The following is a 26543-nucleotide window of genomic DNA, read 5'->3' as shown; positions in this document are numbered from 1 at the left end:
TGGTCCGAGGTGGCGTGACGGCTCCGGGGTGGCCCCGGGTGCCCGAGCCGAGCCGTCGGACTCCGGCGGCGGCTGCGCGCCCGACTGCTTGAGGACGTGTTGTGTTCGAGACCCTCTCCGACCGCCTGGACAAGGTCTTCACCGGTCTGCGCGGCAAGGGCCGGCTCTCCGACGAGGACATCGACGCCACCGCGCGCGAGATCCGGATCGCCCTGCTCGAGGCCGACGTCGCGCTGCCGGTCGTCCGGTCCTTCATCGCCTCGGTCAAGGAGCGGGCGCGCGGCGCCGAGGTCTCCCAGGCGCTGAACCCGGCGCAGCAGATCATCAAGATCGTCAACGAGGAGCTCATCGGCATCCTCGGTGGCGAGACCCGGCGGATCCGCTACGCCAAGCAGTCGCCGACGGTGATCATGCTGGCCGGTCTGCAGGGTGCCGGTAAGACGACCCTGGCCGGGAAGCTCGGCCGCTGGCTCAAGGGGCAGGGCCACACCCCGCTGCTGGTCGCCTGCGACCTCCAGCGCCCCAACGCGGTGCAGCAGCTGTCGGTCGTGGCCGGGCAGGCCGGCGTCGACGTCTTCGCCCCGGAGCCGGGCAACGGCGTCGGCGACCCGATCGCGGTGGCCCGCGAGTCGATCGACCACGCGCGGCGCACGATGCACGACGTCGTCGTCGTCGACACCGCCGGCCGGCTGGGCATCGACGCCGAGCTGATGGCCCAGGCCGCCGGCATCCGCGACGCCGTGCAGCCCGACGAGACGCTCTTCGTCGTCGACGCGATGATCGGTCAGGACGCGGTCACCACGGCGACCGCATTCCAGGAGGGCGTCGGCTTCTCCGGCGTCGTCCTCACCAAGCTCGACGGCGACGCCCGTGGTGGTGCGGCGCTCTCCGTCCGGCACGTGACCGGTCAGCCGATCATGTTCGCCTCGACCGGTGAGAAGCTCGCCGACTTCGACGTCTTCCACCCCGAGCGGATGGCCTCGCGCATCCTCGGGATGGGCGACGTGCTCACGCTCATCGAGCAGGCCGAGCAGGCGTTCGACGCCGACCAGGCCGAGCGGATGGCCGGCAAGCTGGCCGCCCGCGAGGGGTTCACCCTCGAGGACTTCCTCGAGCAGATGATGGCGATCCGCAAGATGGGCCCGATCGCCAACCTGCTGGGGATGCTGCCCGGCGCCGGTCAGATGAAGGAGCAGCTCGCCCAGGTCGACGAGCGCGACCTGGACCGCACCGCGGCGATCATCCGGTCGATGACGCCGGCCGAGCGCGCCACGCCGAAGATCATCAACGCCTCGCGCCGGGTGCGCATCGCCAACGGCTCCGGGATGAGCGTCACCGACGTCAACCAGCTGCTGGAGCGGTTCGCCCAGGCGCAGAAGATGATGGGCCAGATGGCCGGCAGCATGGGCATGCCCGGCATGGGCCCCATGTCGAAGAAGCAGCGCGGCCGGCAGAACCAGGTGCAGGCGCGCGGCAAGGGCAAGAAGGGCAAGGGCGGCAAGAAGAGCGGCCCGGCCCGCCGGCCGATCGGCGCGCCCGGCGCCATGGGCGGCTTCCCGGGCGGGATGCCCGGTCAGCTGCCCGGCGGCCAGCCCCCCGGTGGGGTGCCCGGGCTGCCGCCCGGCCAGGCGCTGCCCGACCTCTCCAAGCTCGACTTCAGCCAGTTCAAGGACGGCCCGTTCAAGGACCAGTTCAACGACGGGGGCCGCTGAGCCGGTGACCGCCCCCGCCCTGCACCTGTCCGGCGTCGTCCTCCCCGAGGGCGAGCACCGCGACCTGTGGGTGCGCGACGGGCGGATCACCTTCGAGCCCGTCCCCGGCGCCGAGACGGTCGGCCGGGACGGGTTCGTGCTGCCCGGCCTGGTCGACGCACACTGCCACGTCGGCCTCGGGCACGGCGGTGACCACGTCGGCGACCTCGACGGGCTCCGCGCCCAGGCGCTCGCCGAGCGGGATGCCGGCGTGCTGCTGCTGCGCGACTGCGGCTCACCGGTCGACACCCGGGTGCTCGACGAGCACGCGGACCTGCCGCGGGTCATCCGGGCCGGTCGGCACCTCGCCGCGACCCGGCGGTACATCCCCGGGCTCGCCCTCGAGTTGGAGCCGGCCGACCTCGTCGAGCAGGTCCGGGTGCAGGCCCGGCGGGGTGACGGCTGGGTGAAGCTGGTCGGCGACTGGATCGACCGCGGCGTGGGTGACCTGGCGCCGGAGTGGCCGGCCGACGTCGTGGCCGCGGCGATCGCCGCCGCCCACGAGGAGGGCGCCCGGGTCACCGCCCACACCTTCGGCACCGACGCCCTGCCCGACCTGATCGGCGCCGGCATCGACTGCATCGAGCACGGCAGCGGGCTGACCGAGGAGTTGGTCGGGCAGATGGCGGCGCGCGGCACCGCCGTCGTCCCCACCCTGGTGAACGTGGAGAACTTCCCCGGCTTCGCGGCGGCGGGGGAGAAGAAGTTCCCCGCCTACGCCTCCACGATGCGGCGGCTGTACGCACGGGCCGGGGCGGTGGTGCGGGCCGCGTACGAGGCCGGTGTGCCGGTGTTCGCCGGCACCGACGCCGGCGGCGGCATCGACCACGGGGTGATCGCCGACGAGGTGCGGGCGCTGCACGCGGCCGGCCTGCCCGCCGAGGCGGCGGTCGCCGCGGCCTCCTGGGCGGCACGGGATTGGCTCGGCCTGCCCGGCATCGTCGAGGGGGCACCGGCCGACCTCGCCGTCTACGCGGCCGACCCCCGCGTCGAGCTGGACACGTTGCAGCGACCGCAACGACTGGTGCTCCGCGGCCGCGTCGTCGGCTGAACCGGCCGAGCCGCCCCGCCCCCGCTGCGCCGTCGCCTGCCCGGGATCAGGAGACCTGATCGTGCGTGATCCTGGCTCACGGTGCGAGGTGAGCCAGGAGCACGCACGGTGAGCCAGGACGGCGCCCCGGCAAACCCGTGGACGGCGTTCCCCGGGCGCCTGGGATGCTTGCGCCGTGCTCCTTCGTATGTCGACGTCCTTCCTGCGCACGCTGCGCGACGACCCGGCCGATGCCGAGGTCCCCAGCCACCGGCTGCTCGCCCGGGGCGGCTACATCCGGCGGGCCGCGCCGGGCGGGTTCACCTGGCTGCCGCTGGGGTGGCGGGTGTTCCGCAACGTCGAGCGCATCGTCCGCGAGGAGATGGACGCGATGGGCGCGCAGGAGGTGCACTTCCCGGCGCTGCTGCCGCGCGAGCCCTACGAGGCGACCGGCCGCTGGACCGAGTACGGCCCCAACCTCTTCCGGCTGCAGGACCGGCGGGGCAACGACTTCCTGCTCGGCCCCACCCACGAGGAGATGTTCACCCTCCTGGTGAAGGACCTCTACGGCTCCTACAAGGACCTGCCGGTCTCGCTCTACCAGATCCAGACCAAGTACCGGGACGAGGCGCGGCCCCGGGCCGGGCTGTTCCGCGGCCGCGAGTTCACCATGAAGGACAGCTACTCCTTCGACGTCGACGACGCCGGCCTGGACCGCTCCTACGCCGCGCACCGCGAGGCCTACATCCGGATCTTCGACCGGCTGGGCCTGGACTACGTGATCGTCTCGGCCATGTCCGGGGCGATGGGCGGCTCCAAGAGCGAGGAGTTCCTGCACCCGACCTCGATCGGGGAGGACACCTTCGTCCGCTCGCCGGGCGGGTACGCGGCGAACGTGGAGGCGGTGTCGACCGTCGTCCCCGAGTCGATCCCGTTCGACGGGCTGCCCGAGGCGCACGTCGAGGACACCCCCGACACCCCGACCATCGACACCCTGGTCGCGGTGGCGAACGAGAAGTTCCCGGACGCCGGGTACACCGCCGCGCACACGCTGAAGAACGTCGTGGTCACGCTGGCCCACCCCGACGGCACCCGCGAGCCGCTGGTGATCGGTCTGCCCGGTGACCGGGAGGTCGACGCCAAGCGGCTGGAGGCCCAGGTCTCGCCCGCCGAGGTCGAGCCGTTCACCGACTTCGCCGCCCACCCCGACCTGGTCAAGGGCTACATCGGCCCGCAGGTGCTGGGCACCGAGAGCAAGACCGGCATCCGTTACCTGGTCGACCCGCGGGTGGTGCCCGGCAGCCGGTGGATCACCGGCGCCAACGAGCCGGGCAAGCACGTGTTCGACCTGGTCGCCGGGCGAGACTTCACCTGGGACGGCGTGATCGAGGCCGCCGAGGTGCTCGCCGGCGACCCCGCGCCCGACGGCTCCGGCCCGCTGGAGCTGGCCCGCGGCGTGGAGATGGGCCACATCTTCCAGCTGGGTCGCAAGTACGCCGAGGCGCTGGACCTCAAGGTGCTCGACGAGAACGGCAAGCTGGTCACCGTCACCATGGGCTCCTACGGCATCGGCGTCTCCCGGGCGGTGGCTGCCATCGCGGAGTCCACCCACGACGAGCTCGGCCTGCGCTGGCCGCGCTCGGTCGCACCCGCGGACGTCCACCTGGTCGCCACCGGCAAGGACGCCGCCGTCTTCGAGTACGCCGAGACCCTGGCCGGCGAGCTGGTGGCCGCCGGGCTCACCGTGCTCTTCGACGACCGCCCGAAGGTGTCACCTGGGGTCAAGTTCAAGGACGCCGAGCTGCTCGGCATGCCGACGATCGTCACCGTGGGGCGCGGGCTGGCCGAGGGCACGATCGAGGTGCGCGACCGGGCGACGGGGGAGCGCTCCGAGGTCGCGGTGGCCGAGGCGGCCGACGCCGTCCTCGCCGCCGTCCGTGGCTGACCGCAGCCTCGCCGCGCAGCTTCGGGAGACCGCCGAGCAGGTCGAGACACGGATCGCGCAGGGCGACCAGGTCGCGGGCGAACGTCCGATCGACCACACCGCCGCCTTCCGGAGCCGGAGGGCGGCGGTGGCGGCCGGGCGGGAGCTCACCGCGGCCGGCTACCGGGTCGACGGGCTGTACCGCCGGCTGCTCACCGTCTGGCTGGAGTTCAGCGCCATGACCGCGGTCGACCACGAGACCGCGGCCACCTTCACCCGGGAGGTCGTGGCGATCGTCGAGCGGCACGGCGGCCGCTACGACGGCTGGGGTGGCTTCCTCGTCCCGCCTCAGGAGCCGGGCGACCCGTCGACCAGCTCCACCTCGTAGCCGTCGGCGTCCTCCAGGTACGCCGCCCGGTGGTCCGGCCCGCCGGCCCACGGGTGCCGGTCGGGGAACAGGAGGGCCCAGCCGTGGTCGGGTGCCTCGGTGACCAGCGCGTCCAGGTCGTGCACCGAGAACGCCAGGTGGTTCAGCCCGGGGGCGCGGCGGTTGTGCCGGTCGCCGGTCAGTGCCGGCGACTGCTCGACCACGAGGTACGCGCCCTCGCCCCAGCGCCAGGAGCGCCCGTGCTCCCAGCGCTGGAACGGCTCCGCGCCCAGGGCGGTGAGCAGCCACCCCCAGGACCGTTCCGCCCGGGCGAGATCGGGCACCCACAGCTCGATGTGGTGCAGCGGTCCGGCAGCGGTCATGAGCTCTTCCCTCGCGTCTGGCATCATGGTCTGTCGAACACGGCGGCGGGTGGCCCTCTCACCATCCCCGCCCGTGTCCATCGCCTCGCCCCGGCGTACCCCCACGCGACCGTCCGGCGGGCAACCACACACGTTCGAGGAGCACACCACACACCGTGGCCACCAAGATCAAGCTCATGCGCCTGGGCAAGATGCGCGCGCCGTACTACCGCATCGTCGTCGCCGACGCCCGCACCAAGCGGGACGGTCGCTCGATCGAGACGATCGGCAAGTACCACCCGAAGGAGGACCCGTCCTTCATCGAGGTCGACAGCGAGCGCGCGCAGTACTGGCTCGGTGTCGGCGCCCAGCCGACCGAGGCCGTCGCCGCGATCCTCCGGGTCACCGGTGACTGGCAGAAGTTCAAGGGCGAGCCGGCTCCGGCCCCGATGAAGGTCGCGGCCCCGAAGCCGGACAAGAAGGCCCTCTACGAGGAGGCCGCTCGCGCCGCCGCCGACGAGCCGACGACCGAGGCGACCACCCCGCGCAAGAAGGCCGCGCCGAAGGTCGACGAGGAGAAGGTCGACAAGGCCGTCACCGAGATGACCGCCGAGTAAGAGATGCTGGAAGAAGCGCTCGAGCACCTGGTCAAGGGCATCGTCGACAACCCCGACGACGTCGTGGTCGACCTGGTCAACGGCCGCCGCGGCAAGACCCTCGAGGTCCGGGTGCACCCCGACGACCTCGGCAAGGTCATCGGCCGCGGCGGGCGCACCGCCAAGGCGCTGCGCCAGGTCATGACCGGTGTCGGCGGCCGCGGCCTGCGGGTCGACGTCGTCGACACCGACGGGCGCTGAGCACTCCCGGCGCCGCAGGCGCCACCCCCGCACACCCCGACACCGTGGTGGTCGGCCGCATCGGCCGGCCCCACGGTGTCCGTGGTCAGGTGACCGTCGAGGTGCGCACCGACGATCCCGACCTGCGGTTCGCCCCCGGGTCGGTGCTGCTCACCGACCCGCCGTCCCGCGGCCCGCTCACCGTCGCCGGGATGCGCTGGCACAGCGGCACGCTGCTGCTCACCCTGTCCCGGCCCGACGGCACGGTGATAGCCGACCGGGAGGCCGCGGACGCACTGCGCAACACGCAGCTGCTGGTCCCGGTCGACGCGCTGCCCGAGCTCGACGACCCGGACTCCTTCTACGACCACCAGCTGATCGGCCTGGCCGCCGAGCTGACCGACGGGACGCCGCTGGGCGAGGTGACCGCCGTGCAGCACGAGGGCGCCGAGCTGCTGGTCGTGCGGCGCACCGACGGCCGCGAGCTGCTCGTGCCGTTCGTCGCGGCCATGGTGCCGACGGTCGACGTCGCCGGTGGCCGGCTCGTCGTCGACCCGCCCGAGGGGCTGCTCGACCTGTGAGCTTTCGCGTCGACGTCGTCTCGATCTTCCCCGAGTACCTCGCGCCGCTGCGCCAGTCGCTGCTGGGCAAGGCCGCCGAGCGCGGGCTGGTCAGCATCGGGGTGCACGACCTGCGGCAGTGGACCGACGACGTCCACCGCACGGTCGACGACGCCCCCTACGGCGGCGGCCCCGGCATGGTCATGCGCCCCGAGCCGTGGGCCCGGGCGCTCGAGGAGGTCCGGCCCCCCGGCACTCGGCTGGTCGTGCCGACCCCGGCGGGCCGGCCCTTCACCCAGGCAGTCGCCGCCGAGTGGGCCACCGAACCCGGCCTGGTCTTCGCCTGCGGCCGCTACGAGGGCATCGACCAGCGGGTCGCGGACTGGGCGGCCTCGGCGGGTCCGGTCTCGGAGGTCTCCATCGGTGACTACGTCCTCGCCGGCGGGGAGTCCGCGGTGCTGGTCATGGTCGAGGCGGTCACCCGGCTGATCCCCGGCGTCGTCGGCAACGCCGAGTCGGTGCAGTTCGACTCGCATGCCGACGGGCTGCTCGAAGGGCCCTCCTACACCCGCCCGGCCAGCTGGCGCGGCCACGACGTGCCGCAGGTGCTGCTCTCCGGCGACCACGCGGCGATCGCCCGCTGGCGACGCGCGCAGTCACTCCGGCGTACCGCCGACCGCCGTCCCGACCTGCTCGCCGCGCTGCCGGCCGAGGCGCTGTCGCCGGCCGACCGGGCCGCGCTGGACGCCGACCCCCAGCCGTGAGGGACCAGCCGTGACGGACCGGCCCTGGGTGCGGCCGACGGCGCGCGTGCTGGTGCTCGACCCGGCCCAGCGCGTGCTGTTGCTCGGCGCGCGGCTCACCGGCCCGGACGCCGTCCCCGGCGAGGTGCTGTTCTGGTACACGCCCGGCGGGGGAGTGGAGGACGGCGAGGACCTGCGCACGGCCGCCGTCCGTGAGCTCGCCGAGGAGACCGGCCTGCGCGCCGACCCCGCGGAACTGGAGGGGCCGGTGTGGCTGCGTCGGCACCTGGGCCGCTGGGGTGGGCGGGAGATCGACTCGCGGGAGACCTTCTTCGTGCTGCGCGACGTCCGGCACGAGGTCGACGTGGCCGGGCGCACCGAGCTGGAGCTGCTCGCCGACGAGCCGCACCGCTGGTGGAGCGTCGCGGAGATCGCCGCGGGTGGGGCGGCGTTCGCCCCGCGCGACCTCGCCGACGCGCTCCCGCAGCTGCTCGCGGGCCCGTGGGCGGGGCCGCCGCGCATCGTCACCTGAAGATGTGGCACAGTAGAGAGCTGCTGCACGCCGTCGGCTCCTGTCGACAGTGGCTCCGCACCTGACGACGACGTCGCGTGACCACGTCCTGCACGAGGTCGCGGACGACGACGCGGGTGGTGGAGCGCGGCCCCCCGGTACGGACTCACCGGGACCCCGCTGCCCGTTACACGACGAGTTCCCTAGATCTGAGGACTGCTGCGATGAACACCCTGGACGCCCTCGACGCCGCGTCGTTGCGCAACGACATCCCCGACTTCCGCCCCGGGGACACCGTGAAGGTGCACGTGCGGGTCATCGAGGGCAACCGCTCGCGCGTCCAGGTCTTCCAGGGCGTCATCATCCGGCGCCAGGGCGGCGGGATCCGCGAGACCTTCACCGTCCGCAAGGTCAGCTTCGGCGTCGGCGTGGAGCGCACCTTCCCGGTGCACACCCCGGTCGTCGAGAAGATCGAGGTGCTCACCCGCGGTGACGTCCGCCGGGCGAAGCTGTACTACCTCCGTGAGCTGCGCGGCAAGGCCGCCAAGATCAAGGAGAAGCGCGAGGTCGTCGCGCGCTGACCCCAGCGTCTCCGCGTCGAACGGGCCGGCTGCCTTCGGGCAGCCGGCCCGTTCGCGTTCTCCGGCCGGCCCCGGCGCTGTGCGGTGGCCACCCTGCCCGGCGTTCCGCCGGGCGGGGTGGCGCGCGGACCGTACGCTGATCGGCGATGAGCACGCACGGGCCCACCGACTCGTCCGCCGGCCGTCCCTCGCGGGACGGAACCCCGGACTCCCCGTCCTCCCCGGAGGCGGGCGACCGCCGGTCCGGCGCACCTGAGCCGGGCGGCGCGCCCGCGGCGGCGCGCGGTGGACGCGCGCCGGCGAAGAAGGGCTCCCTGCTGCGGGAGCTGCCGGTGCTGCTGGTCATCGCCTTCGTGCTGGCGCTGCTGGTGAAGACGTTCCTGGTGCAGGCGTTCTTCATCCCGTCGGGGTCGATGGAGCAGACGCTGCACGGCTGCCCGGGCTGCACCGGCGACCGCGTGCTGGTCAACAAGGTGCCCTACTGGTTCGGTGGCGAGCCGGAGCCCGGCGACGTCGTCGTCTTCCGCGGTCCGGACACCTGGGCCCCGGAGATCACGGTGGCGGAGCCGAGCAACTGGTTCACCGGGGCGCTGCTGACCCTGGGCCGGACGATTGGCGTGGCCCCGCCCAGCGAGGACGACTACGTCAAGCGGGTGATCGCCACCGGAGGGCAGACGGTCGAGTGCTGCGACCCGGAGGGGCGGGTGGTCGTCGACGGGCAGCCGCTGGACGAGCCGTACATCTACCAGGACAACCCGCCCGAGTCCCGCGCCTTCTCCCCGGTGACCGTGCCCGAGGGGCGGTTGTGGGTGATGGGCGACCACCGCTCGGCGTCCGCGGACTCCCGATCGCACGTCGGCGACCAGTACTCCGGCACCATCTCCGAGGACGACGTCATCGGGAAGGCGGCCGTGATCGTCTGGCCGCTGGACCGTTTCGGGCTCATCGACGACCCGGACATCCAGGCCGATGCCGCCACTCCCGGCGGCGTGCCGATCCAGGGGGGAGCGGCGGTCGCGGTGCCCTACGTCCTGGGGCTGGCCGGCGCCGCGCCGCTGACCGCCTGGCGACGGCGACACGGGCAGCGGCGGGCCCGGGCGGCAGGGCCGTCCCGACGTCCGCCCCGCACCGGCTGGCGGCGCGTGCGCCGGCCCGCGCAGACCCGGCCGGCGCGGGGCTCCTCGGTCGACTGACGGTCCCGCCCCGCAAGGCTCCTGCGGGGCCACTGTCGAGCAGGCGCGCCGTCGTCCGGGCACGCTCGGCGACCCTCCTGATGCGCCTTTCGGCATGATCTGCGCGCGTCCCGCGAAGAAGTTTGCGGAAGTTGTTCAAGCAATTCGTTCACCCGGTCGATGTACATCGCAGAGAGTCATCAGACCCGAACGGAGAGTCAGACAGTGTCTGCACCCATGGCGAGCACCACGCGCGGCGTCACCCGCGTCATGATCCTCGCGGACGCCCCGGTTCTGCGCCGCGGGCTGATCGGCATGATCAACGAGACCGCCGGCATGCAGGCGGTGGGCACCCCCGGGGAGCCCCGCCGCGCGCTGACCCTCGCCGACTCCGCCCGCCCCGACGCCGTCGTCGTCGAGCTGGGCGCCGGCCGGGCCGCGACCCTCAACGCCTGCCGCGACCTGCGCCGCCGCTATCCGCAGATCGCGATCGTCGCCATCGCCACCTCCGAGGACCCCGCCGTGGTCAACGAGGCGCTGGCCGCCGGCGTCCGCGGCTACCTGCTGATGAACACCTCGCCCACGCTGCTGGGCTGGGCGGTGCTCGCGGCCCGCGCCGGGCGCACCGTCGTCGACCCGCAGATCCGCCGCACCGAGGGCGGGGCCGAGCCGGTCGCCAAGCCGCTGACCCCCGAGGTGCCGCTGACCCGTCGCGAGTCCGACGTCCTCGACGAGCTCCTCCAGGGGCAGTCCAACCGGCAGATCGGCCGGAACCTGTTCATCAGCGAGGACACCGTCAAGTCCCACGTCAAGGCGATCCTGCGCAAGCTCGGCGCCCGCGACCGTGCGCACGCCGTGTCGCTGGTGCTCTCGGCCCGCAACCCCGGCTGCACCTGCGGCGCGCACTCCTTCACCGCCACCGGCGTCTGAGCCGGCGGGCCGGGGACGGACCGGGCAACGCGCCGCGGCCCCCGACCCGACCCGACGGCCGGGACGTCCCCCCACGCCCCGGCAGGCCGGGCTGGTCGGCACGCGCCGACCACGCTCGCCCGCCACGAGCCGGTCCCCGTTCCCCCGCGGACCGGCTCGTGGTGTGTCCGGGCCGTGGTGTGTCCGGGTCGTGGTGTGTCCGGGCCGCGCCGGGTGCGCCGCCGTTCGGTCCGCGGGCCACGACGTCCCCCCGGCGTCGTAGGGTCGGCAGTCGATGCCTGCCCGATCCACCCCGACTGCTCCCCGCTCCCGCGGCGTGTCCGCCGCGGAGGCCTCCGACACCCTCTGGGAGATGGAGCGCTCCCTGCGCCGCCGCGGGTTCGCCGCCATCGCCGGCGCCGACGAGGCCGGGCGCGGTGCCTGCGCCGGTCCCCTCGTCGCGGCCGCCTGCGTGCTGCCGGCCGGCCGCCGTGGCCGCGTGCCCGGGCTCGCCGACTCCAAGCTGCTCACCCCGGCCACCCGGGAGCAGGTCCACGCCGAGATCGTCCAGCGGGCGCTCGCCTGGTCGGTCGTCGTCATCCCCGTGCCCGAGCTGGACGCCCGGGGCATGCACGTGACCAACATCGAGGCCCTGCGCCGGGCGGTGCACGCCCTGGACCCCGGACCGGAGTACGTGCTCACCGACGGCTTCCCGGTCAGCGGCCTGGCCCAGCCCTCCCTGGCGGTCTGGAAAGGCGACCGGGTCGCTGCCTGCGTGGCCGCGGCCTCCGTGCTGGCCAAGGTCACCCGGGACCGGATGATGCTCGACCTGCACGAGCGGTTCCCCGCCTACGGCTTCGACGTGCACAAGGGGTACATCACCGACGCCCACAGCGCGGCGCTGGACGAGCACGGCCCCTGCCCCGAGCACCGGATGCGGTTCGTCAACGTGGCCCGGGCGCGGGACGCGCACGCCGCGCGGGCACCGGCGCTGCCGGGGAGGCGGGCCATGCCCGATGATGGACCCGTGCCCGCCCAGTCGAACGACCTCCCGGAGCTCGTCTCCGGATCCATCCCGCGGGCTGCCGACCACCGCGCCGGCCTGCCCACGCCGGCACTCGTGGAGCACACGCGATGAGCACCGAGGACCTCGAGAAGTACGAGACCGAGATGGAGCTGCAGCTCTATCGCGAGTACAAGGACATCGTCCGCCAGTTCTCCTACGTGGTGGAGACCGAGCGGCGGTTCTACCTGGCCAACAGCGTCGACCTGCAGGTCCGGGACGCCGGCGGTGAGGTGTTCTTCGAGCTCACCCTCACCGACGCCTGGGTCTGGGACATGTACCGGCCGGCGCGGTTCGTGAAGAACGTGCGGGTGGTGACGTTCAAGGACGTCAACGTCGAGGAGCTGGACAAGCCCGACCTCGAGTTGCCGGACAACCCGCGCCTGCCCTGACCCTGCTTGCCCTGATCCCGCGTCGCCCACCCGGCCAGGCTGCCCGGCGGGGGGACGAGCGGCGGTTCGTCGTCCACAGCCGCACCGGATGTCCACAGACCCGGTGCGGCTCTGGTCCGCTGCCCGCGCCGGACCCAGGGTCGAGGGGTGTCTCCGACCCCGACCCCACGAGCCGCCCTCGGCGCCTACGGCGAGCGGGTGGCCGTCCGGCTGCTCACCGACGCCGGCATGCAGGTGCTCGACCGGAACTGGCGCTGCCGCCACGGTGAGCTCGACGTCGTCGCCCGCGACGGCGACGCGATCGTCTTCTGCGAGGTGAAGACCCGGCGCGGCACCGGGTTCGGTCACGCCGTGGAGGCGGTGACCGCCGACAAGCGGCGCCGGCTGCGCCAGCTGGCCCGCGCCTGGCTCGCCGCGCACGACCACCACGCACCCGATCTGCGCTTCGACGTCGTCGGGGTGCACGTCCCGGTCGACGGGCCGGCCCGCGTGGCGCACCTGCGGAACGCGTTCTGATGGCGCTGGCGAGGACCTGGTCGGTGGGGCTGGTCGGCGTGCGCGGCGCCATGGTGGAGGTCGAGGTCGACCTCGCCGCCGGGGTGCCCACGGTGGTGCTGGTCGGCCTGCCCGACGCCGTCGTGCGCCAGTCGGTCGACCGCGTGCGGGCGGCGGTCGTCAACAGCGGGCACGACTTCCCGCTGCGCCGGGTGACGATCGGGCTGTCGCCGGCGGCGATGCCGAAGCAGGGCAGTGGGTTCGACCTGGCCCTCGCCGTGGCGGTGCTCGCCGGCGCCGGCGTGGTCCCCGCCGAGCGGGTGCGTGAGCTGGTGCTGCTCGGCGAGCTGGGCCTGGACGGGTCGCTGCGGACGGTGCGCGGAGTGCTCCCCGCGGTGCTGGCCGCCGCCCGCGCCGGGCACCGGCAGGTCGTGGTGCCGGCCGACAACGCCGACGAGGCGGCGCTGGTCGAGGGCATCGAGGTGCTGGCCGCCCGGACGCTGCGGCAGGTCGTCGCCCATCTGGCCGGGGGTGCCGCCATCGCGGCCCACGTCCGTGCTCCCGCGGCTCCCGAACCCCCGGGGCCGGACCTGGCCGACGTCGTCGGTCAGACCGCCGGGCGCCGCGCGGTGGAGGTCGCCGCCGCCGGTGGCCACCACCTCTTCCTCACCGGCCCGCCCGGGGCGGGGAAGACGATGCTGGCCGAGCGGCTGCCGGGCCTGCTGCCGCCGCTGGACGAACGGGCCGCGATGGAGGTCACCGCGATCGCGTCCGTCGCCGGCGCCCTGCCTCCGGGCGCTCCGCTGGTCCGGCGGCCCACCTTCGAGTCACCGCACCACTCGGCGACGATGGCCGCGCTTGTGGGCGGCGGCTCGGGCCAGATCCGCCCCGGGGCGCTGTGCCGGGCCCACCTGGGCGTGCTCTTCCTGGACGAGGCGCCGGAGTTCCCGCGGGCCGTGCTCGACACGCTGCGCCAGCCGCTGGAACGCGGCGAGGTCACCATCCACCGGGCGAACGGCTCGGCCACCTTCCCCTGCCGGGCGCAGCTGGTGCTCGCCACCAACCCGTGCCCCTGCGCGAGCGCGGCCGGCGACACGGCCTGCACCTGCAGCCCGCCGGAGCGTCGGCGCTACCAGTCCCGGCTCTCCGGCCCGCTGCTGGACCGGATCGACCTGCGGGTCACGCTGCCGGCGGTGAGCCGCGCGGCCTGGCTGGACGGCGTCGCACCGCCGGAGTCGACGCGGGTGGTGGCCCGGCGGGTGGGCGCTGCGCGCGCAGCCGCCGCGGACCGGCTGGCCGGTACCGGGTTCACCCTGAACAGCGCGGTCCCCGGCCGGCTCCTGCGCGAGCGGTGGCCGGTGCCCCGGCGGGCGCTGTCGCTCGCGGAGCGGGCCCTGGAGCGGGGCTCGCTGTCGGTCCGCGGGTTCGACCGGGTGCTACGGGTGAGCTGGACGCTGGCCGACCTGGCCGGGCGCACGGTGCCGGGCTCCGACGAGGTCGCCGAGGCCCTCGGCATGCGCCTGCAGCGGGCGGCGGCATGACCGCCGGGAGCCACGACGGACTGGTGGCCGACCTGCGCAGCGGACCGACCGAGGATCACGCAGGTACCGCGGGGCCGGCGACCCGCCGGGCGCGGGCCTGGCTCAGCCGGGCGGTGGAGCCGGGGTCGGTGGAGGCGTGGCGGTTCGTGGAGCGGGCCGGTCCGGTCGAGGCGGTGGCCGCCCTCCGGGCCGGGACCGCCCCACCCCGTGTGCAGGCGGTCGCCGGTGCCCGGGTCGCCGACGACGCCAGCCTGGCCGACCTGAGGAGGGCCGAGCGGTGTGGGGCACGCCTGGTCGTGCCCGAGGACGACGAGTGGCCGGCGCTGGCCCTGCACTGCCTGACCGTGGCGACCGCGCAGATCGCCGATGACCGAGGGCTCGACCGACGGCGGACGCCGGTCCCGCCGCTGGCGCTGTGGGTGCGCGGTGACGGGGCGCTGGCCGACGTGGTCGACCGGTCGGTGGCCATGGTCGGGTCGCGGGCGGCGACGGCGTACGGCGAGCACGTGGCCGGTGAACTGGCCCACGGCCTGGGGGAGCGGGGGTGGACCACCGTCTCCGGTGGCGCCTACGGGATCGACGCCGCCGCTCACCGCGGGGCGCTGGCCGCCGGTGCCCCCACCGTCGCCGTGCTCGCCTGCGGCGTCGACCGGGCCTACCCGGCGTCGCACTCGGCGCTGTTCTCCCGGCTGCTGGACGGCGGCCTGCTGGTGAGCGAGTGGCCGCCCGGCTGTGCGCCGCTGCGGCACCGCTTCCTGGTGCGCAACCGGCTGATCGCCGCCCTGACCCGGGGCACGGTGGTGGTCGAGGCGGCCGCGAGGTCCGGCGCGCTGGCCACCGCCCACCGGGCCGACGACCTGGGCCGGGCGCTGATGGTGGTGCCCGGCCCGGTCACCAGTGCGATGTCGGTGGGCTGCCACGAGCTGCTCCGCGACGAGCTGCGCACGGCCCGGCTGGTGACCACCGCGGCGCAGGTGATCGAGCGGGTCGGATCGCTGGGCGCCGACCTCGCCACCCCACCGGAGCGGCCGGGCACCGCCCGGGACGAGCTGTCCGACGTGGCCCGGCGGGTGCTGGACGCCTGCCCGGTCCGCACCGGCGTCACCCCCGAACGTCTCGCGTCGGTGGCCGGCTGCGACGTCCTGGACGTGCTGCGGGTGCTGCCGGCGCTGGAGCTCGCCGACCTGGTCCAGTGGACCGGCACCGGCTGGCGGTTGCACCCCCCGCCGAAGCCCGGGACCGGCGCGCCCCGTTGACCGGCTCCGTTCCGGCACGGACGCTGCCCCCATGGCGGGGACGGCGGAGCTGCGGGCGGCCCTGCCCCCTGCCCTCGCCGAGTCGCTGGACGGCTGGGAGGAGCACCTGCGCATGCAGCGGGACCTCTCGGCCCACACCGTGCGCGGCTACGTCACGGACGTCGTGTCGTTGCTGGACCACCTGGCCCGCCGGCAGGGGACCACCCCCGCCGACCTCGACCTCGCCACGTTGCGCAGCTGGCTGGCCGCCGGCCGCACCCGGGGCGACAGCCGGTCCACCACCGCCCGCCGGGCGGCCTCGGCGCGCTCGTTCACCGCCCACCTGCGCCGCAGCGGCCAGGTGGCCGAGGACGTCGGCCTCCGGCTGGCCAGCCCCCGGGCGCACCGCACCCTGCCCGGCGTGCTGGGCACCGAGCAGGCGCGCGCCGTGCTCGAGCAGGCCGCCCACCCCGCCGACGACGGCGAGGACGTGACGGCGACCGCCCTCCGGCTGCGCAACCTGCTGGTGCTCGAGCTGCTGTACGCCAGCGGCATCCGGGTGGGGGAGCTGGTCGGCCTGGACGTCGACGACGTCGACCGCGGCCGGCGGCTGCTCCGGGTGTTCGGCAAGGGGCGCAAGGAGCGCAGCGTGCCGTTCGGTGCACCGGCGGCCCGGGCGCTGGAGACGTGGTCGACGGAGGGCCGGCCCGCGCTCGCCACCCCGGCCAGCGGGCCGGCGCTGCTGCTGGGCGCCCGTGGTGGCCGGCTGGACGCGCGGGAGGCGCGACGCATCGTGCACGCCGCGGTCCAGGCCGCTCCCGGGACGCCGGACATCGGCCCGCACGGGCTGCGGCACTCCGCGGCCACGCACGTGCTGGAGGGCGGTGCCGACCTGCGATCGGTCCAGGAGCTGCTGGGGCACGCTAGCCTCGCGACCACGCAGGTCTACACGCACGTGACGGTCGAGCGGCTGCGTGCTGTCCACGCGCAGGCCCATCCGCGGGCCTGAGACAGTGGAGACGGCAAGGGTGCGCACAGCGACTGGCGATCAGGGGGATGCAGGTGTCTGAGGCGACGGTCCACCAGCTCGGGGCGAGCGACGACCCGGACGCGGCGGTCGCCGACCTCTGGGCCCGCTACGCCGTCGACCGGGAGACCGGTCTGCGCGACCGGCTGATCCTGCACTACGCGCCGCTGGTCAAGTACGTCGCCGGCCGGGTCGGCAGTGGCCTGCCCGCGCACGTCGAGCAGGCCGACCTGGTCTCCTACGGCACCTTCGGGCTGATCGACGCGATCACGCGCTTCGAGCCGTCACGGGAGATCAAGTTCGAGAGCTACGCGATGTCACGCATCCGCGGCGCGATCATCGACGAGCTCCGCTCCACCGACTGGATCCCGCGGTCGGTGCGGATGAAGGCGCGTCAGTTCGAGCGCACCATCGCCGCCCTCGAGAGCCGGCTCCAGCGGAGCCCGAGCGAGGAGGAGATCGCGGCGGAGATGGAGATGGACGTCGAGGAGATCCGCAAGTTCCTCGGCCAGCTGTCCCTGGTCAACGTCGTCGCCCTCGACGAGCTGCTCGTCGACGACGACGGCTCCGCCCCGCGCCTGGTCGACACGCTCAAGGACACCAGCGCACTCGACCCGCAGGCGATGGCCGAGCACGGCGAAGCGCGGCAACTGCTGGCCCGCGCGGTCGAGCAGCTGCCCGACCGCGAGAAGGTCGTGGTGAGCCTGTACTACTTCGAGGGGCTCACCCTGGCCGACATCGGCCGGGTCCTCGGGGTGACCGAGAGCCGCATCTGCCAGCTGCACACCAAGGCCGTGCTCCAGCTGCGCACCAAGCTGGTCGACATCGCCTGAGGCCACCGGCCCTCGTCCGCAGCTGGCGCGAATCCCGACACCGGGACGTCGCCCGCTGACCGGGCGCCGCGCCGCGAGCCGACCCTCCACCGGCTGCCCCACCTCGTGCCACGCTGCGCAGGACACCCAGCAGCGAGAGGCACAGCGCATGAGCACGGACCGACCGGTGGCGTTTGCGGGAGGGCGCAACATCGCGATGAAGGTGCCGCCGCACCAGTGGGAGCAGACCGTCCGCTTCTACCGGGAGACGGTCGGCCTGCCGGAGATCGAGAACCCCTTCGAGTCAGGGCCACCTCGGTCGGCTTCCAGTTCGGCGCGAACCGGCTGTGGATCGACCGGGTGCCGGGGGTCAGCCAGGCGGAGATCTGGCTGCAGCTGACGTGTGACGACCCGGCCGCGGCGGCGCAGCACCTGGCCGCGGCGGAGGGTGTGGCCCGCTGCGACGAGATCGAGCCGCTGGGCGAGACCTCGGCCTTCTGGATCAGCAGCCCGGCCTCGATTGTGCACCTGGTCTCCGAGCCCGACGGCGACTGACCCCCGTCCCGGGGCCAGGTCGGCGCGCTCGAGCCCCGACGCCGGCGCGCCCCGGTCAGTCGCCCGGCTGACCGGGGCGCGGCCCCAGCAGCGGCTGCGCGGTCGGCGGGTTGCGGTGCCCCTCTTCCCAGGGCAGCGTGCCCTGGGAGTCCGGCCACACCAGCTGGAGCGCCTCGACCGAGCCGTAGAGCTGTTCGGCCATCGGCAGCCGGCCGGGGTCGGCCACAGCCAGGAACACCACGGGGGAGTCGGCGTCGGTGAGCGTCGTCGTCGCGGCGTCCGCGCTGAAGCGGGTGCCGGCCCGCACGGCCTCGCCCACCAGGTTCAGGTACTTCTCCCCGGCCTCGAACGGCAGCCCGGTCACGATCACCTCGGGGTGGCCGAGCCCGGTCAGGCCCACGGTGTGGGACCACCGCGGCTCGCCGGGGGACCCGCCGCCGTGCAGCACCGCCCACCCGAACCGGTCGATGACCGCCTGCAGGTCGCGCAGCACCTGGCCACCGTCCTGTTCTCCCGGTCCCGACTCCTTCTTCCGTCGCCAGCGCACGCCCGGACGGTAACCCCACCGGGCCGGGGTCACCCCCACGGCAGCAGGCTGATCCGCGGGGGGCGCAGCAGGGCGAGCGGGTCCAGGTAGGTCTCGCCCCGGCGTACGCCCCAGTGCAGGCAGGCCTCGACCGGGCAGCCGGGGTGCCCGGCGGCCAGGGTGCCCAGGGGTGAACCCCGCGCCACGGCCTGGCCGGCGGCCACCGCCGGCTGCACCGGCTCGTACGTGGTGCGCAGGCCCCCGGCGTGGTCGACGCTCACCACCGGCCGCCCGGCCACCATCCCGGCGAACGCGACCACCCCGTCCCCGGCGGACAGCACCGGGGCGCCGGTGCCACCGCGCAGGTCCACGCCCCGGTGCCCAGCCGCGTACGGCGTCGGCGGCGGCTCGAACGCCCGGGTCACCTCCGGCGATCCGGGCAACGGCCAGCCCCACACCCCGGCCGGGGTCGTCGTGGGCGCAGCGGCGGGCGGGGGAGGAGCTGGCGACGCCGCCGGCGCCCCGGGCCCGAGCAGCGCGCCGGCGACCAGGAGGAGGAGCAGCAGCAGACGGGCGACGGACACCCTCCCGACCCTGGTGCCACCGGCGCCCGCGGGGCGGCCGGCGAGCCCGGCTGTGGACGGCGGGCACCGCTGGGGACGACCGGTGCGGAGCCCCCCGCGCCACCGCGTATGCTTGCCGGTGCGGCCCGCCTCGGCGGGTCGACTTCGCGTGTCCGCGTCCCGCTGCTCGTGCACCTCGACGAGCCCGGTGGGGAGCTCGCCACCCCGGTCCCGTCCTCGCGGCGGGTCGGTGGCGCGATCCGGACACCAGGGCGGCGCACCACCCGGTGCCCGCGACAACCGGCACAGCGCGGCCCGGCCCCGGCCGCCCGCGCACGAGAAGGAAGGCGGCGCCACGTGGCAGTCGTCAGCATGAAGAACCTGCTCGACAGCGGGGTCCACTTCGGGCACCAGACCCGTCGCTGGAACCCGAAGATGAAGCGGTTCATCTTCACCGAGCGCAACGGCATCTACATCATCGACATCCAGCAGACGCTGGGTTACATCGACCAGGCCTACGAGTTCGTCAAGCAGACCGTGGCCCACGGCGGTTCGATCATGTTCGTCGGGACCAAGCGCCAGGCGCAGGAGGTCATCGCCGAGCAGGCGACCCGCGTCGGCATGCCCTACGTCAACCAGCGCTGGCTGGGCGGCATGCTCACCAACTTCTCCACCGTCTACAAGCGGCTCCAGCGCATGAAGGAGCTGGAGGACATGGAGCAGACCGGCGTCATGGCCTCCCTCTCCAAGAAGGAGCAGCTGGGCCTGACCCGCGAGAAGGCCAAGCTCGAGCGCAGCCTCGGTGGCATCCGCGACATGCAGAAGGTGCCCAGCGCCATCTGGGTCGTGGACACCAAGAAGGAGCACATCGCCGTCGGCGAGGCCCGCAAGCTGGGCATCCCGGTCGTCGCGATCCTCGACACCAACTGCGACCCCGACGAGGTCGACTACAAGATCCCGGGCAACGACGACGCGATCCGCAGCACCGCGCTGCTCACCCGCGTGATCGCCGACGCCGTCGCCGACGGCCTGATGGCCCGCTCGGCCGCGCAGGCCAACGCCGGGCGTTCCGAGGACGGCGCCCCCGCCGGTACCGAGGCCGAGCCGCTGGCCGACTGGGAGCGCGAGCTGCTCACCGGCCAGTCCGGTGACGCCCCGGCCGCCGAGCTGCCCGAGACCCCGGCCGCCCCGCCGACCGTCACCGCCGACGAGGTGGCTCCGGTCGAGGGTGTGCCGGCCACCGGCAGCACCGAGACCGGCACCCAGGGCGCCCAGAACGGCTGATCCGCCGGCGCCGCTCCCCGGTCACCACACGGCCGGGGAGCGGCGCCGCTGCACGTCCGCACCCAGCACACCACCCCAGAGGAAGTGACATGCCCGCCTTCACCGCAGCCGACGTCAAGCGTCTCCGCGACGCCACCGGCGCCGGCATGATGGACGCCAAGAAGGCCCTGACCGAGGCCGACGGCGAGTACGACAAGGCCGTCGAGCTGCTGCGGATCAAGGGCGCCAAGGACGTCGGCAAGCGCCTGGAGCGCTCGACGACCAACGGCATCGTGGTCAGCAAGGGCGGCGCGCTGCTCGAGCTCGACTGCGAGACCGACTTCGTCGCCAAGAACGCCGAGTTCGTCGCCCTCGGTGAGAAGCTGCTGGACATCGTGCTGGCCCAGAAGCCGGCCGACGTCGCGGCGCTGCTCGCCACCGAGGTCGACGGTCAGACGGTCGAGAAGCTGATCGAGTCCGAGTCGGCCCGCATCGGCGAGAAGCTCGTCCTCTCCCGCTTCGCGCTCTTCGAGGGCACCACCGCCGTCTACCTGCACAAGCGCGCCACCGACCTGCCCCCGGCCATCGGTGTCGCGGTGCAGTACTCCGGCGGCGACGAGGACGCGGCCCGCGCCCTGGCGATGCACATCGCCGCGGCCCGTCCCCGCTACCTGACCCGCGAGGACGTCCCCGCCGAGACGGTGGAGACCGAGCGCCGGGTCGCCGAGCAGACGGCGAAGGAGGAGGGCAAGCCCGAGCAGGCGATCGCCAAGATCGTCGAGGGGCGGGTCAACTCCTACTTCAAGGACTTCGTCCTCCTCGAGCAGCCCTCGATCACCGAGCCGAAGCGCACCGTCAAGCAGGTCATCGGCGACGCCGGTCTGACCGTCGAGCGGTTCGCCCGGTTCGAGGTCGGCCAGGCCTGACGAAGGACCCCGTCGCCCCCGTCCCTCGCACGCTCGGGACGGGGCCCTGCGACGGGGCCGTTCCAGTACGTCACCGCCGGCCCCGTTCCTCCGTGGAGCGGGGCCGGTGGCCTGTCCGGCCCGCGCTGCGGAGGCCCCGGCGCGGGGCATGCAGCAGGATCGATCACCGACCACATCGACGCGAAGGACACCTGTGACCGACACGACCCCCGCCAGCAACCCGGAGGGCCTGCTCTTCGCGCCCGCCGCCTCCGCGCCGACCGACGGCAGCGGCTACCGGCGGGTGCTGCTCAAGCTCTCCGGTGAGGCGTTCGGTGGCGGCAGCGTGGGGGTCGACGGCGGCATCGTGCACGGCATCGCCGAGCAGCTCGCGGAGGTCGTGCACGGCGGCACCCAGGTGGCCGTCGTCGTCGGCGGGGGCAACTTCTTCCGCGGCGCCCAGCTGGCGGAGGCGGGCATGGACCGCCGGCACGCCGACTACATGGGCATGCTCGGCACGGTGATGAACGCGCTCGCGCTGCAGGCGTTCTGCGAGCAGATCGGCCTGGAGACGCGGGTGCAGACCGCGATCACCATGGGCCAGGTCGCCGAGCCCTACATCCCCCGCAAGGCCGTCCGGCACATGGAGAAGGGCCGGTTGGTCATCTTCGGCGCCGGGGCCGGGATGCCGTACTTCTCCACCGACACCGTCGCCGCGCAGCGCGCGCTGGAGATCGGCTGCCAGGTGCTGCTGATGGCCAAGAACGGCGTGGACGGCGTGTACGACGCCGACCCCCGGACCAACCCCGGCGCCACCATGTACGAGGAGCTGGACTACGCCACGGTGCTGGCGAAGCAGCTGGGGGTGGCCGACGCCACCGCCATCAGCCTCTGCATGGACAACCGCATGCCGATCGTCGTGTTCAACCTGCTGCGTGAGGGCAACATCGCCCGGGCCGTCGCAGGTGAGAAGATCGGGACCCTGATCAGCCAGCCGGCCTGACCGGTCGGCTCCCGGACGGGCGACGGTCGCCGCGCCCCGATCCGGGTACCGGCCGGCGGAATGCCGATCGACCAGACGGCCAGCACGGCGGCAGCCGCCGCAGGAGGAGAGAACCGTGATCGACGACACCCTGCTCGATGCCGAGGAGCGGATGGACAAGGCCTTGTCGGTCGCCCGCGAGGACCTCGGTTCCGTGCGCACCGGCCGCGCCGCGCCGTCCATGTTCAACAAGATCGCGGTCGACTACTACGGCGCCTGGACGCCGGTGCCGCAGATGGCCTCGATCACCGTGCCCGAGGCGCGGATGGCGGTCATCAAGCCCTACGACATGAGCCAGCTGCAGGCCATCGAGCGGGCGATCCGCGACTCCGACCTCGGGGTCAACCCCACCAACGACGGCACGCTGATCCGGGTGGTCTTCCCGCAGCTGACCGAGGACCGGCGTCGCGACCTGGTCAAGCAGGCCCGGGCCAAGGGCGAGGACGCCAAGGTCGCCATCCGCAACATCCGCCGGCGCGCCAAGGAGGAGCTCGACCGCATCGCCAAGGACGGCGAGGCCGGCGAGGACGACGTGCGCCGTGCGGAGAAGGAGCTCGACGACCTCACCGCCACGCACGTGGCGGCCATCGACGAGGCGATGAAGAACAAGGAGACCGAGCTCCTCGACGTCTGATCCTGCCCGGACCCGCGAGGTGCCCCGCTTCCTGCCCCGCTCCGGACCCGAGGGTCCGGAGCGCGAGCCTGCCCGCGGCCGGGCCGGCGTCGCCGAACCCGGCTGGTCGCCGGACGCGCCGGTGACCGCGCCCCAGCCGACGGTGGGTGGCCCGCCGACCGGCTCCCTGCCACGCGCCGGTCGGCCACCGGTGCCGCCGAGCCGGGTCCGTCCGTCGCCGGCTGAGGCCGCCCCCGGCCGGTCGGACGCCGACCCGGATGACGAGCCGGTGCGCGGCGACGCCGACGGCCTGCTCAGCTCCGCCGGCGGGCTCCGTGCCGAGGGCGCCGCGACCGGCCCGGCGACCGTCGCCGGGGGCGGCGATGATCCTGTGGACCCCGTGGACGACCCCGAGCACGACGCCCCGCTGACCGCCGTGCCCGGGGCGCCCGGTGCCGAGGTGAGCGGGGAACCGCCCAAGGAGACCCCCACCGGTGCCAGCCGCGCCGGCCGGGACCTGGGCTCGGCGATCGGTGTGGCGCTGGGCCTCGGCGCCGTGGTCATCGCCACGCTGCTCGTCTGGCGGCCGGCGTTCCTGCTGGTGATCACCGTCGCCGTGCTGGTGAGCGTCGTGGAGCTGGGCCGGGCGTTGCAGGCCGGTGGTCACCGCCCGCCGCTGCCCCCGGTCCTCGTCGGCGCGGTCGCGATGATGGCGCTCGCCTGGACCCGCGGCCCCTCCGGGTTGGTCGTCGGCTTCCTGCTCACGGTCTTCGCGGTGGTCCTGTGGCGGCTGGGTGACGGGCCGGTGGGCTACCTGCGGGACGCCTCCGCCGCCGTCCTGGTGGCGCTGTACGTCCCGCTGCTGGCCGGGTTCGCCGTCCTCCTGCTGGTGCCCGACGACGGGGTCGCCCGCGTGCTGGCGTTCATCGTGACGGTCGTGTGCAGCGACACCGGTGGGTACGTGGCCGGCGTGCTGTTCGGCAAGCGCCCGCTCGCGGAGAGCATCAGCCCGAAGAAGTCCTGGGAGGGGCTGGCCGGATCGGTCATCGCTTGCGTGGTCGTCGGCGTCCTGCTGTTCACGCTCACCTTCCACGGGCCCTGGTGGGGCGGTGTCGTCTTCGGCATCGCGATCGCGCTCACCGCCACCCTCGGTGACCTCGGTGAGTCGCTGATCAAGCGCGACCTGGCGATCAAGGACATGGGCACCCTGCTGCCCGGCCACGGCGGGCTGATGGACCGGATGGACTCGCTGCTGCCCTCGGCCGCCGTCGCCTGGCTGGTGCTCTCGCTGTTCGTCCCGGCCTGATCAGGCAGCCGCGCAAGCCGTCGCTCACCGGGCCACTGTGCCCGGCGCGCCGGAGGTCGGCCGCATCGGGCGTGGCAGCATGCGCCGGTGACCGAGCAGCAGCACCCCGGCGACGGGGAGAGCGGACCGGGTCCCACTGAGTGGGGCACGACGGTCGGCGTCGGCCCGTGGCCCGGTCCGTGGCCGACGGACCCCCGCTACGACCCGGAGCTGCTCGCCGCCGGTGACCGGCGCAACGTCGTCGACCGGTACCGCTACTGGCGGCTGGAGGCGATCGTCGCCGACCTCGACCGCCGGCGGCACCCGTTCCACGTCGCGATCGAGAACTTCGAGCACGACCTGAACATCGGCACGGTGGTGCGGACCGCGAACGCCTTCCTCGCCGCGGAGGTGCACGTCGTCGGCCGCCGCCGGTGGAACCGCCGCGGGGCGATGGTGACCGACCGGTACCAGCACCTGCGCCACCACGCCGACGTGGCGACGCTGCTCGCGCACGCCGACGCGGCCGGCCTGGTCGTGGTGGGTGTCGACAACGGTCCGGGCGCGGTGCCGCTGGAGACGGTCGAGCTGCCCCGCGCCTGCCTGCTGCTGTTCGGTCAGGAAGGGCCCGGGCTCACCGGTGCGGCGTCGGCGGGGGCGGCGCTCACCGTCTCCATCGCGCAGTACGGGTCCACCCGCTCGCTCAACGCCGGGGTGGCCGCGGGCATCGCGATGCACACCTGGATCCGGCAGCACGCCGGACCCACCGCCGCCGGGCCCGCCGGTGCTGGCGAGACCTCACCAAAGGTCTGACGCGCGTCGTCAGATGTGACCGCCCCGTCACGCCGGGCCGGTGACCGCCCGCAGGGGAGCATCCAGACGCGGCCGATGGGCCGGTCGTGCTCGGCGGCCGGGGGGACGGTCGCTGATGAGGAGTGGACGTGGGGTCGCGCCGACCAGGGGTCGAGCGCTCGCAGGCGTCGGGCCACGAGCTGCCGCAGCCGCGAGCTGCCGCCGGCGACGTGCCGGACGCCGGTGCGGCCGCCGCGGACGCCGGTGCGGGTACGCCGTCCGTGCAACTGCCGACGGAACCCCCGGCCGAGCCCGCCGGGGGGCCCGACCCCCGCGACACCTGGGACGAGGCGTGGCTCCCCGCCTGGGCCGCGGTGACCGACGAGAGCCCGGCGCAGGACGACGCCCTCCTCGCTGCCCCCGGCGGAGCGGACGGCGGACCCCAGCCCGAGGCCGACGTGGCGCCGGGTCCCGACGCCGACGTGTCGCCGCAGCCCGAGGCCGACGTGGCGCCAGGTCTCGACGCCGACGTGTCGCCGCAGCCCGGGGACGATGTCGAGCCGGGTCTCCCGGCGCGCCCCGCCGGCGTCCGCGCCGACCTGATCCGCGCCGCCGCGGAGCTCGACGAGGAGCTCGCTGCTCTGCAGCGGGCCGAGGACGAGCGGGCCGCGGTCCGCGCCGAGGTCGCGCAGACCGCCTCCCGTCTCGCCGACGAGCTGCTCGCGGTGCGTGCCGCCGCTGCACCGCAGGCCGCCCCGGCGACGGAACAGGCATCGGACCTGGTTCCCGCACCCCGGGAGGTGACGCCGGTGCGGTCGGTGGCGGGCCCCCCGGTGGCACCGCGCCACCGCGCCCGGGTGCTCGTGCCCCTGCTGGTCCTGGTGATCGCCGGGGTGTTCGGGGTCGTCGCCGCGCTGGGGGGCGGGGAGGACGCGGAGCCGACGGTGGCCGCGGTCGCCCGGGACTCCGTCGGCACCCCCGGCCGCAGCACGCCCAGCTCCTCGCCGAGCCGACCCGGCCGTTCGACGTCGGCTCCGCCGTCGGGTGGGCCGGTGGCTCCTGCGGTGGAGTCGGACGCCCCGGCACCGCGGGAGCTCCGGTCCGACGGGGGGCCGGTGGCGGCCGTCCGGGGGAGTGCGCGGGTTGCCGGCGCTCCGCCGGCCGGGGTCGCTGAGCCGGCTGGGCAGCTGCCCGTCGTCGCGCCGTCGGGGCCGCCTGCAGCGGTTCCGGCGCCGCCGGTGCCCGGTGGTCCGGGGCTCCCGCCGGGGCCGGCCCCCACGCTGCCGCCGACCCCGATCCCCACCACCGCGCCGCCACAGGGGACGCCACAGGGGACGCCGACGGGGACGCCGACGGGGACGCCGACGGGGACGCCGACGGGAACGCCGACGGAGACCGGGACGCCGACCGAGACGGCGACGCCGACCGAGACGGCAGCGCCGACGGAGACGAGCACCCCGACGGAGACGAGCACCCCGACCACCACGACCCCGCCGGAGACCGGGGCGCCCGCCGGCGACACCCCAGCGACGACGACCCCCCAGCCCACGACCGCACAGCCCACGACCGCACAGCCCACGACCGCACAGCCCACGACCGCTCAGCCCACGAGCACCCCGCTCGGCACCCCCGATCCGGGCGAGGCCGCGCCGCTCGCGGCGCGCGTGGTGCCCCGCTGACCCCTCTCC

The 26543-nt window shown here is 74.6% G+C and carries 30 protein-coding genes; 27 read left to right on the top strand and 3 right to left on the bottom strand.

Annotated elements, in window-relative coordinates; all coding sequences use genetic code 11:
- The first annotated feature begins 101 nt into the window (after positions 1-101).
- From ffh to ACI783_RS11115, 4 genes are all read left to right on the top strand, one after another.
- Positions 102-1712 (top strand): signal recognition particle protein, encoded by a 1611-nt coding sequence (gene ffh, locus ACI783_RS11130; RefSeq protein ID WP_457140493.1) that lies wholly within the window; start codon positions 102-104, stop codon positions 1710-1712.
- 4 nt (positions 1713-1716) lie between these two features.
- The gene (locus ACI783_RS11125) at positions 1717-2802 is read left to right on the top strand and encodes an amidohydrolase family protein (protein ID WP_457140492.1); all 1086 of its coding nucleotides are present in this window, start codon (positions 1717-1719) and stop codon (positions 2800-2802) included.
- A 175-nt stretch (positions 2803-2977) separates the two neighbouring features.
- Positions 2978-4726 carry a proline--tRNA ligase gene (locus ACI783_RS11120; RefSeq protein ID WP_457140491.1) on the top strand — a complete coding sequence of 583 codons (1749 nt, stop codon included), beginning with the start codon at positions 2978-2980 and terminating at the stop codon, positions 4724-4726.
- Positions 4719-5093, top strand: coding sequence for a ribonuclease E inhibitor RraB (locus ACI783_RS11115; RefSeq protein WP_457140490.1), 375 nt, complete (start codon positions 4719-4721; stop codon positions 5091-5093). The genes ACI783_RS11120 and ACI783_RS11115 overlap by 8 nt, the downstream gene beginning before the upstream one ends.
- Here ACI783_RS11115 and ACI783_RS11110 read toward each other — a convergent pair.
- The gene (locus ACI783_RS11110; RefSeq protein ID WP_457140489.1) at positions 5054-5455 is read right to left on the bottom strand and encodes a VOC family protein; all 402 of its coding nucleotides are present in this window, start codon (positions 5453-5455) and stop codon (positions 5054-5056) included. The genes ACI783_RS11115 and ACI783_RS11110 overlap by 40 nt on opposite strands.
- Before the next feature lie 155 nt (positions 5456-5610).
- Here ACI783_RS11110 and rpsP point away from each other — a divergent pair, with 155 nt between their 5' ends.
- From rpsP to ACI783_RS11030, 16 genes are all read left to right on the top strand, one after another.
- Positions 5611-6051 (top strand): 30S ribosomal protein S16, encoded by a 441-nt coding sequence (rpsP, locus tag ACI783_RS11105; protein WP_457140488.1) that lies wholly within the window; start codon positions 5611-5613, stop codon positions 6049-6051.
- Between the two features lie 3 nt (positions 6052-6054).
- Complete coding sequence (locus tag ACI783_RS11100; protein ID WP_014742367.1) at positions 6055-6291, top strand: RNA-binding protein; 237 nt, start codon at positions 6055-6057, stop codon at positions 6289-6291.
- 44 nt (positions 6292-6335) lie between these two features.
- Entirely contained in the window at positions 6336-6851 is a 516-nt protein-coding gene (rimM, locus tag ACI783_RS11095; RefSeq protein ID WP_457140487.1) for a ribosome maturation factor RimM, read from the top strand.
- Positions 6848-7594, top strand: coding sequence for a tRNA (guanosine(37)-N1)-methyltransferase TrmD (gene trmD / locus ACI783_RS11090; protein WP_457140486.1), 747 nt, complete (start codon positions 6848-6850; stop codon positions 7592-7594). The genes rimM and trmD overlap by 4 nt, the downstream gene beginning before the upstream one ends.
- Before the next feature lie 10 nt (positions 7595-7604).
- Complete coding sequence (locus ACI783_RS11085) at positions 7605-8105, top strand: NUDIX hydrolase (protein WP_457140485.1); 501 nt, start codon at positions 7605-7607, stop codon at positions 8103-8105.
- 203 nt (positions 8106-8308) lie between these two features.
- The gene (gene rplS, locus ACI783_RS11080) at positions 8309-8665 is read left to right on the top strand and encodes a 50S ribosomal protein L19 (RefSeq protein WP_457084732.1); all 357 of its coding nucleotides are present in this window, start codon (positions 8309-8311) and stop codon (positions 8663-8665) included.
- Positions 8666-8811: 146 nt separating this feature from the next.
- Complete coding sequence (gene lepB, locus ACI783_RS11075; RefSeq protein WP_457140484.1) at positions 8812-9858, top strand: signal peptidase I; 1047 nt, start codon at positions 8812-8814, stop codon at positions 9856-9858.
- Positions 9859-10074: 216 nt separating this feature from the next.
- Positions 10075-10767: a LuxR C-terminal-related transcriptional regulator gene (locus ACI783_RS11070; RefSeq protein WP_457140483.1), complete on the top strand. Its 693-nt coding sequence runs from the start codon at positions 10075-10077 to the stop codon at positions 10765-10767.
- A 316-nt stretch (positions 10768-11083) separates the two neighbouring features.
- Positions 11084-11884 carry a ribonuclease HII gene (locus ACI783_RS11065; protein WP_457140482.1) on the top strand — a complete coding sequence of 267 codons (801 nt, stop codon included), beginning with the start codon at positions 11084-11086 and terminating at the stop codon, positions 11882-11884.
- A complete protein-coding gene (locus ACI783_RS11060) occupies positions 11881-12201 on the top strand; it encodes a DUF2469 domain-containing protein (RefSeq protein WP_457066408.1) in 321 nt (106 codons plus the stop codon). Before ACI783_RS11065 ends, ACI783_RS11060 begins: the two co-directional genes overlap by 4 nt.
- A 147-nt stretch (positions 12202-12348) precedes the next feature.
- Positions 12349-12717: a YraN family protein gene (locus tag ACI783_RS11055; protein ID WP_457084728.1), complete on the top strand. Its 369-nt coding sequence runs from the start codon at positions 12349-12351 to the stop codon at positions 12715-12717.
- Positions 12717-14237, top strand: a complete 1521-nt coding sequence (locus ACI783_RS11050) for a YifB family Mg chelatase-like AAA ATPase (RefSeq protein WP_457140481.1) — start codon at positions 12717-12719, stop codon at positions 14235-14237. The genes ACI783_RS11055 and ACI783_RS11050 overlap by 1 nt, the downstream gene beginning before the upstream one ends.
- The gene (dprA, locus tag ACI783_RS11045) at positions 14234-15493 is read left to right on the top strand and encodes a DNA-processing protein DprA (protein WP_457140480.1); all 1260 of its coding nucleotides are present in this window, start codon (positions 14234-14236) and stop codon (positions 15491-15493) included. The genes ACI783_RS11050 and dprA overlap by 4 nt, the downstream gene beginning before the upstream one ends.
- A 31-nt stretch (positions 15494-15524) precedes the next feature.
- Positions 15525-16481: a tyrosine recombinase XerC gene (locus tag ACI783_RS11040; RefSeq protein ID WP_457140479.1), complete on the top strand. Its 957-nt coding sequence runs from the start codon at positions 15525-15527 to the stop codon at positions 16479-16481.
- Positions 16482-16528: 47 nt separating this feature from the next.
- Positions 16529-17332, top strand: a complete 804-nt coding sequence (gene whiG / locus ACI783_RS11035) for an RNA polymerase sigma factor WhiG (RefSeq protein WP_457084724.1) — start codon at positions 16529-16531, stop codon at positions 17330-17332.
- A 339-nt stretch (positions 17333-17671) separates the two neighbouring features.
- On the top strand, positions 17672-17866 hold the full coding sequence (locus ACI783_RS11030; protein WP_457140478.1) for a hypothetical protein: 195 nt from the start codon (positions 17672-17674) through the stop codon (positions 17864-17866).
- A 55-nt stretch (positions 17867-17921) separates the two neighbouring features.
- Here ACI783_RS11030 and ACI783_RS11025 read toward each other — a convergent pair whose 3' ends face one another.
- Entirely contained in the window at positions 17922-18413 is a 492-nt protein-coding gene (locus tag ACI783_RS11025) for a DUF4262 domain-containing protein (RefSeq protein ID WP_457140477.1), read from the bottom strand.
- Positions 18414-18442: 29 nt separating this feature from the next.
- The gene (locus ACI783_RS11020; RefSeq protein ID WP_457140476.1) at positions 18443-18976 is read right to left on the bottom strand and encodes a M23 family metallopeptidase; all 534 of its coding nucleotides are present in this window, start codon (positions 18974-18976) and stop codon (positions 18443-18445) included.
- 336 nt (positions 18977-19312) lie between these two features.
- On the opposite strand from ACI783_RS11020, the gene rpsB reads away from it, so the two are divergent.
- From rpsB to ACI783_RS10985, 7 genes are all read left to right on the top strand, one after another.
- The gene (gene rpsB, locus ACI783_RS11015; protein WP_457084720.1) at positions 19313-20239 is read left to right on the top strand and encodes a 30S ribosomal protein S2; all 927 of its coding nucleotides are present in this window, start codon (positions 19313-19315) and stop codon (positions 20237-20239) included.
- An 89-nt stretch (positions 20240-20328) separates the two neighbouring features.
- Positions 20329-21144, top strand: coding sequence for a translation elongation factor Ts (gene tsf, locus ACI783_RS11010; RefSeq protein WP_457084719.1), 816 nt, complete (start codon positions 20329-20331; stop codon positions 21142-21144).
- Positions 21145-21337: 193 nt separating this feature from the next.
- Positions 21338-22126: a UMP kinase gene (pyrH, locus tag ACI783_RS11005; protein ID WP_457084718.1), complete on the top strand. Its 789-nt coding sequence runs from the start codon at positions 21338-21340 to the stop codon at positions 22124-22126.
- Between the two features lie 115 nt (positions 22127-22241).
- Positions 22242-22799 carry a ribosome recycling factor gene (gene frr, locus ACI783_RS11000; protein WP_457084717.1) on the top strand — a complete coding sequence of 186 codons (558 nt, stop codon included), beginning with the start codon at positions 22242-22244 and terminating at the stop codon, positions 22797-22799.
- A 268-nt stretch (positions 22800-23067) separates the two neighbouring features.
- Entirely contained in the window at positions 23068-24084 is a 1017-nt protein-coding gene (locus tag ACI783_RS10995) for a phosphatidate cytidylyltransferase (protein ID WP_457140475.1), read from the top strand.
- Between the two features lie 87 nt (positions 24085-24171).
- Positions 24172-24876, top strand: coding sequence for a TrmH family RNA methyltransferase (locus ACI783_RS10990; protein ID WP_457140474.1), 705 nt, complete (start codon positions 24172-24174; stop codon positions 24874-24876).
- Positions 24877-25004: 128 nt separating this feature from the next.
- Entirely contained in the window at positions 25005-26534 is a 1530-nt protein-coding gene (locus ACI783_RS10985; protein WP_457140473.1) for a hypothetical protein, read from the top strand.
- The last annotated feature ends 9 nt before the right edge of the window (positions 26535-26543 follow it).

The organism is Modestobacter sp. SYSU DS0511 (genome assembly GCF_054050755.1).
This window is presented reverse-complemented; position numbering and strand designations above follow the sequence as displayed.

Bases quoted from the DNA above. Each gene is read 5' to 3' on its own strand.
- ACI783_RS11070 (WP_457140483.1), top strand. From the start codon at position 10,075: ATGGCGAGCACCACGCGCGGCGTCACCCGCGTCATGATCCTCGCGGAC.
- dprA (WP_457140480.1), top strand. From the start codon at position 14,234: ATGACCGCCGGGAGCCACGACGGACTGGTGGCCGACCTGCGCAGCGGA.
- whiG (WP_457084724.1), top strand. From the start codon at position 16,529: ATGCAGGTGTCTGAGGCGACGGTCCACCAGCTCGGGGCGAGCGACGAC.
- ACI783_RS11050 (WP_457140481.1), top strand. From the start codon at position 12,717: ATGGCGCTGGCGAGGACCTGGTCGGTGGGGCTGGTCGGCGTGCGCGGC.
- tsf (WP_457084719.1), top strand. From the start codon at position 20,329: ATGCCCGCCTTCACCGCAGCCGACGTCAAGCGTCTCCGCGACGCCACC.
- ACI783_RS11100 (WP_014742367.1), top strand. From the start codon at position 6,055: ATGCTGGAAGAAGCGCTCGAGCACCTGGTCAAGGGCATCGTCGACAAC.
- lepB (WP_457140484.1), top strand. From the start codon at position 8,812: ATGAGCACGCACGGGCCCACCGACTCGTCCGCCGGCCGTCCCTCGCGG.
- ACI783_RS11060 (WP_457066408.1), top strand. From the start codon at position 11,881: ATGAGCACCGAGGACCTCGAGAAGTACGAGACCGAGATGGAGCTGCAG.
- rplS (WP_457084732.1), top strand. From the start codon at position 8,309: ATGAACACCCTGGACGCCCTCGACGCCGCGTCGTTGCGCAACGACATC.
- ACI783_RS11110 (WP_457140489.1), bottom strand. From the start codon at position 5,455: ATGACCGCTGCCGGACCGCTGCACCACATCGAGCTGTGGGTGCCCGAT.
- ACI783_RS11040 (WP_457140479.1), top strand. From the start codon at position 15,525: ATGGCGGGGACGGCGGAGCTGCGGGCGGCCCTGCCCCCTGCCCTCGCC.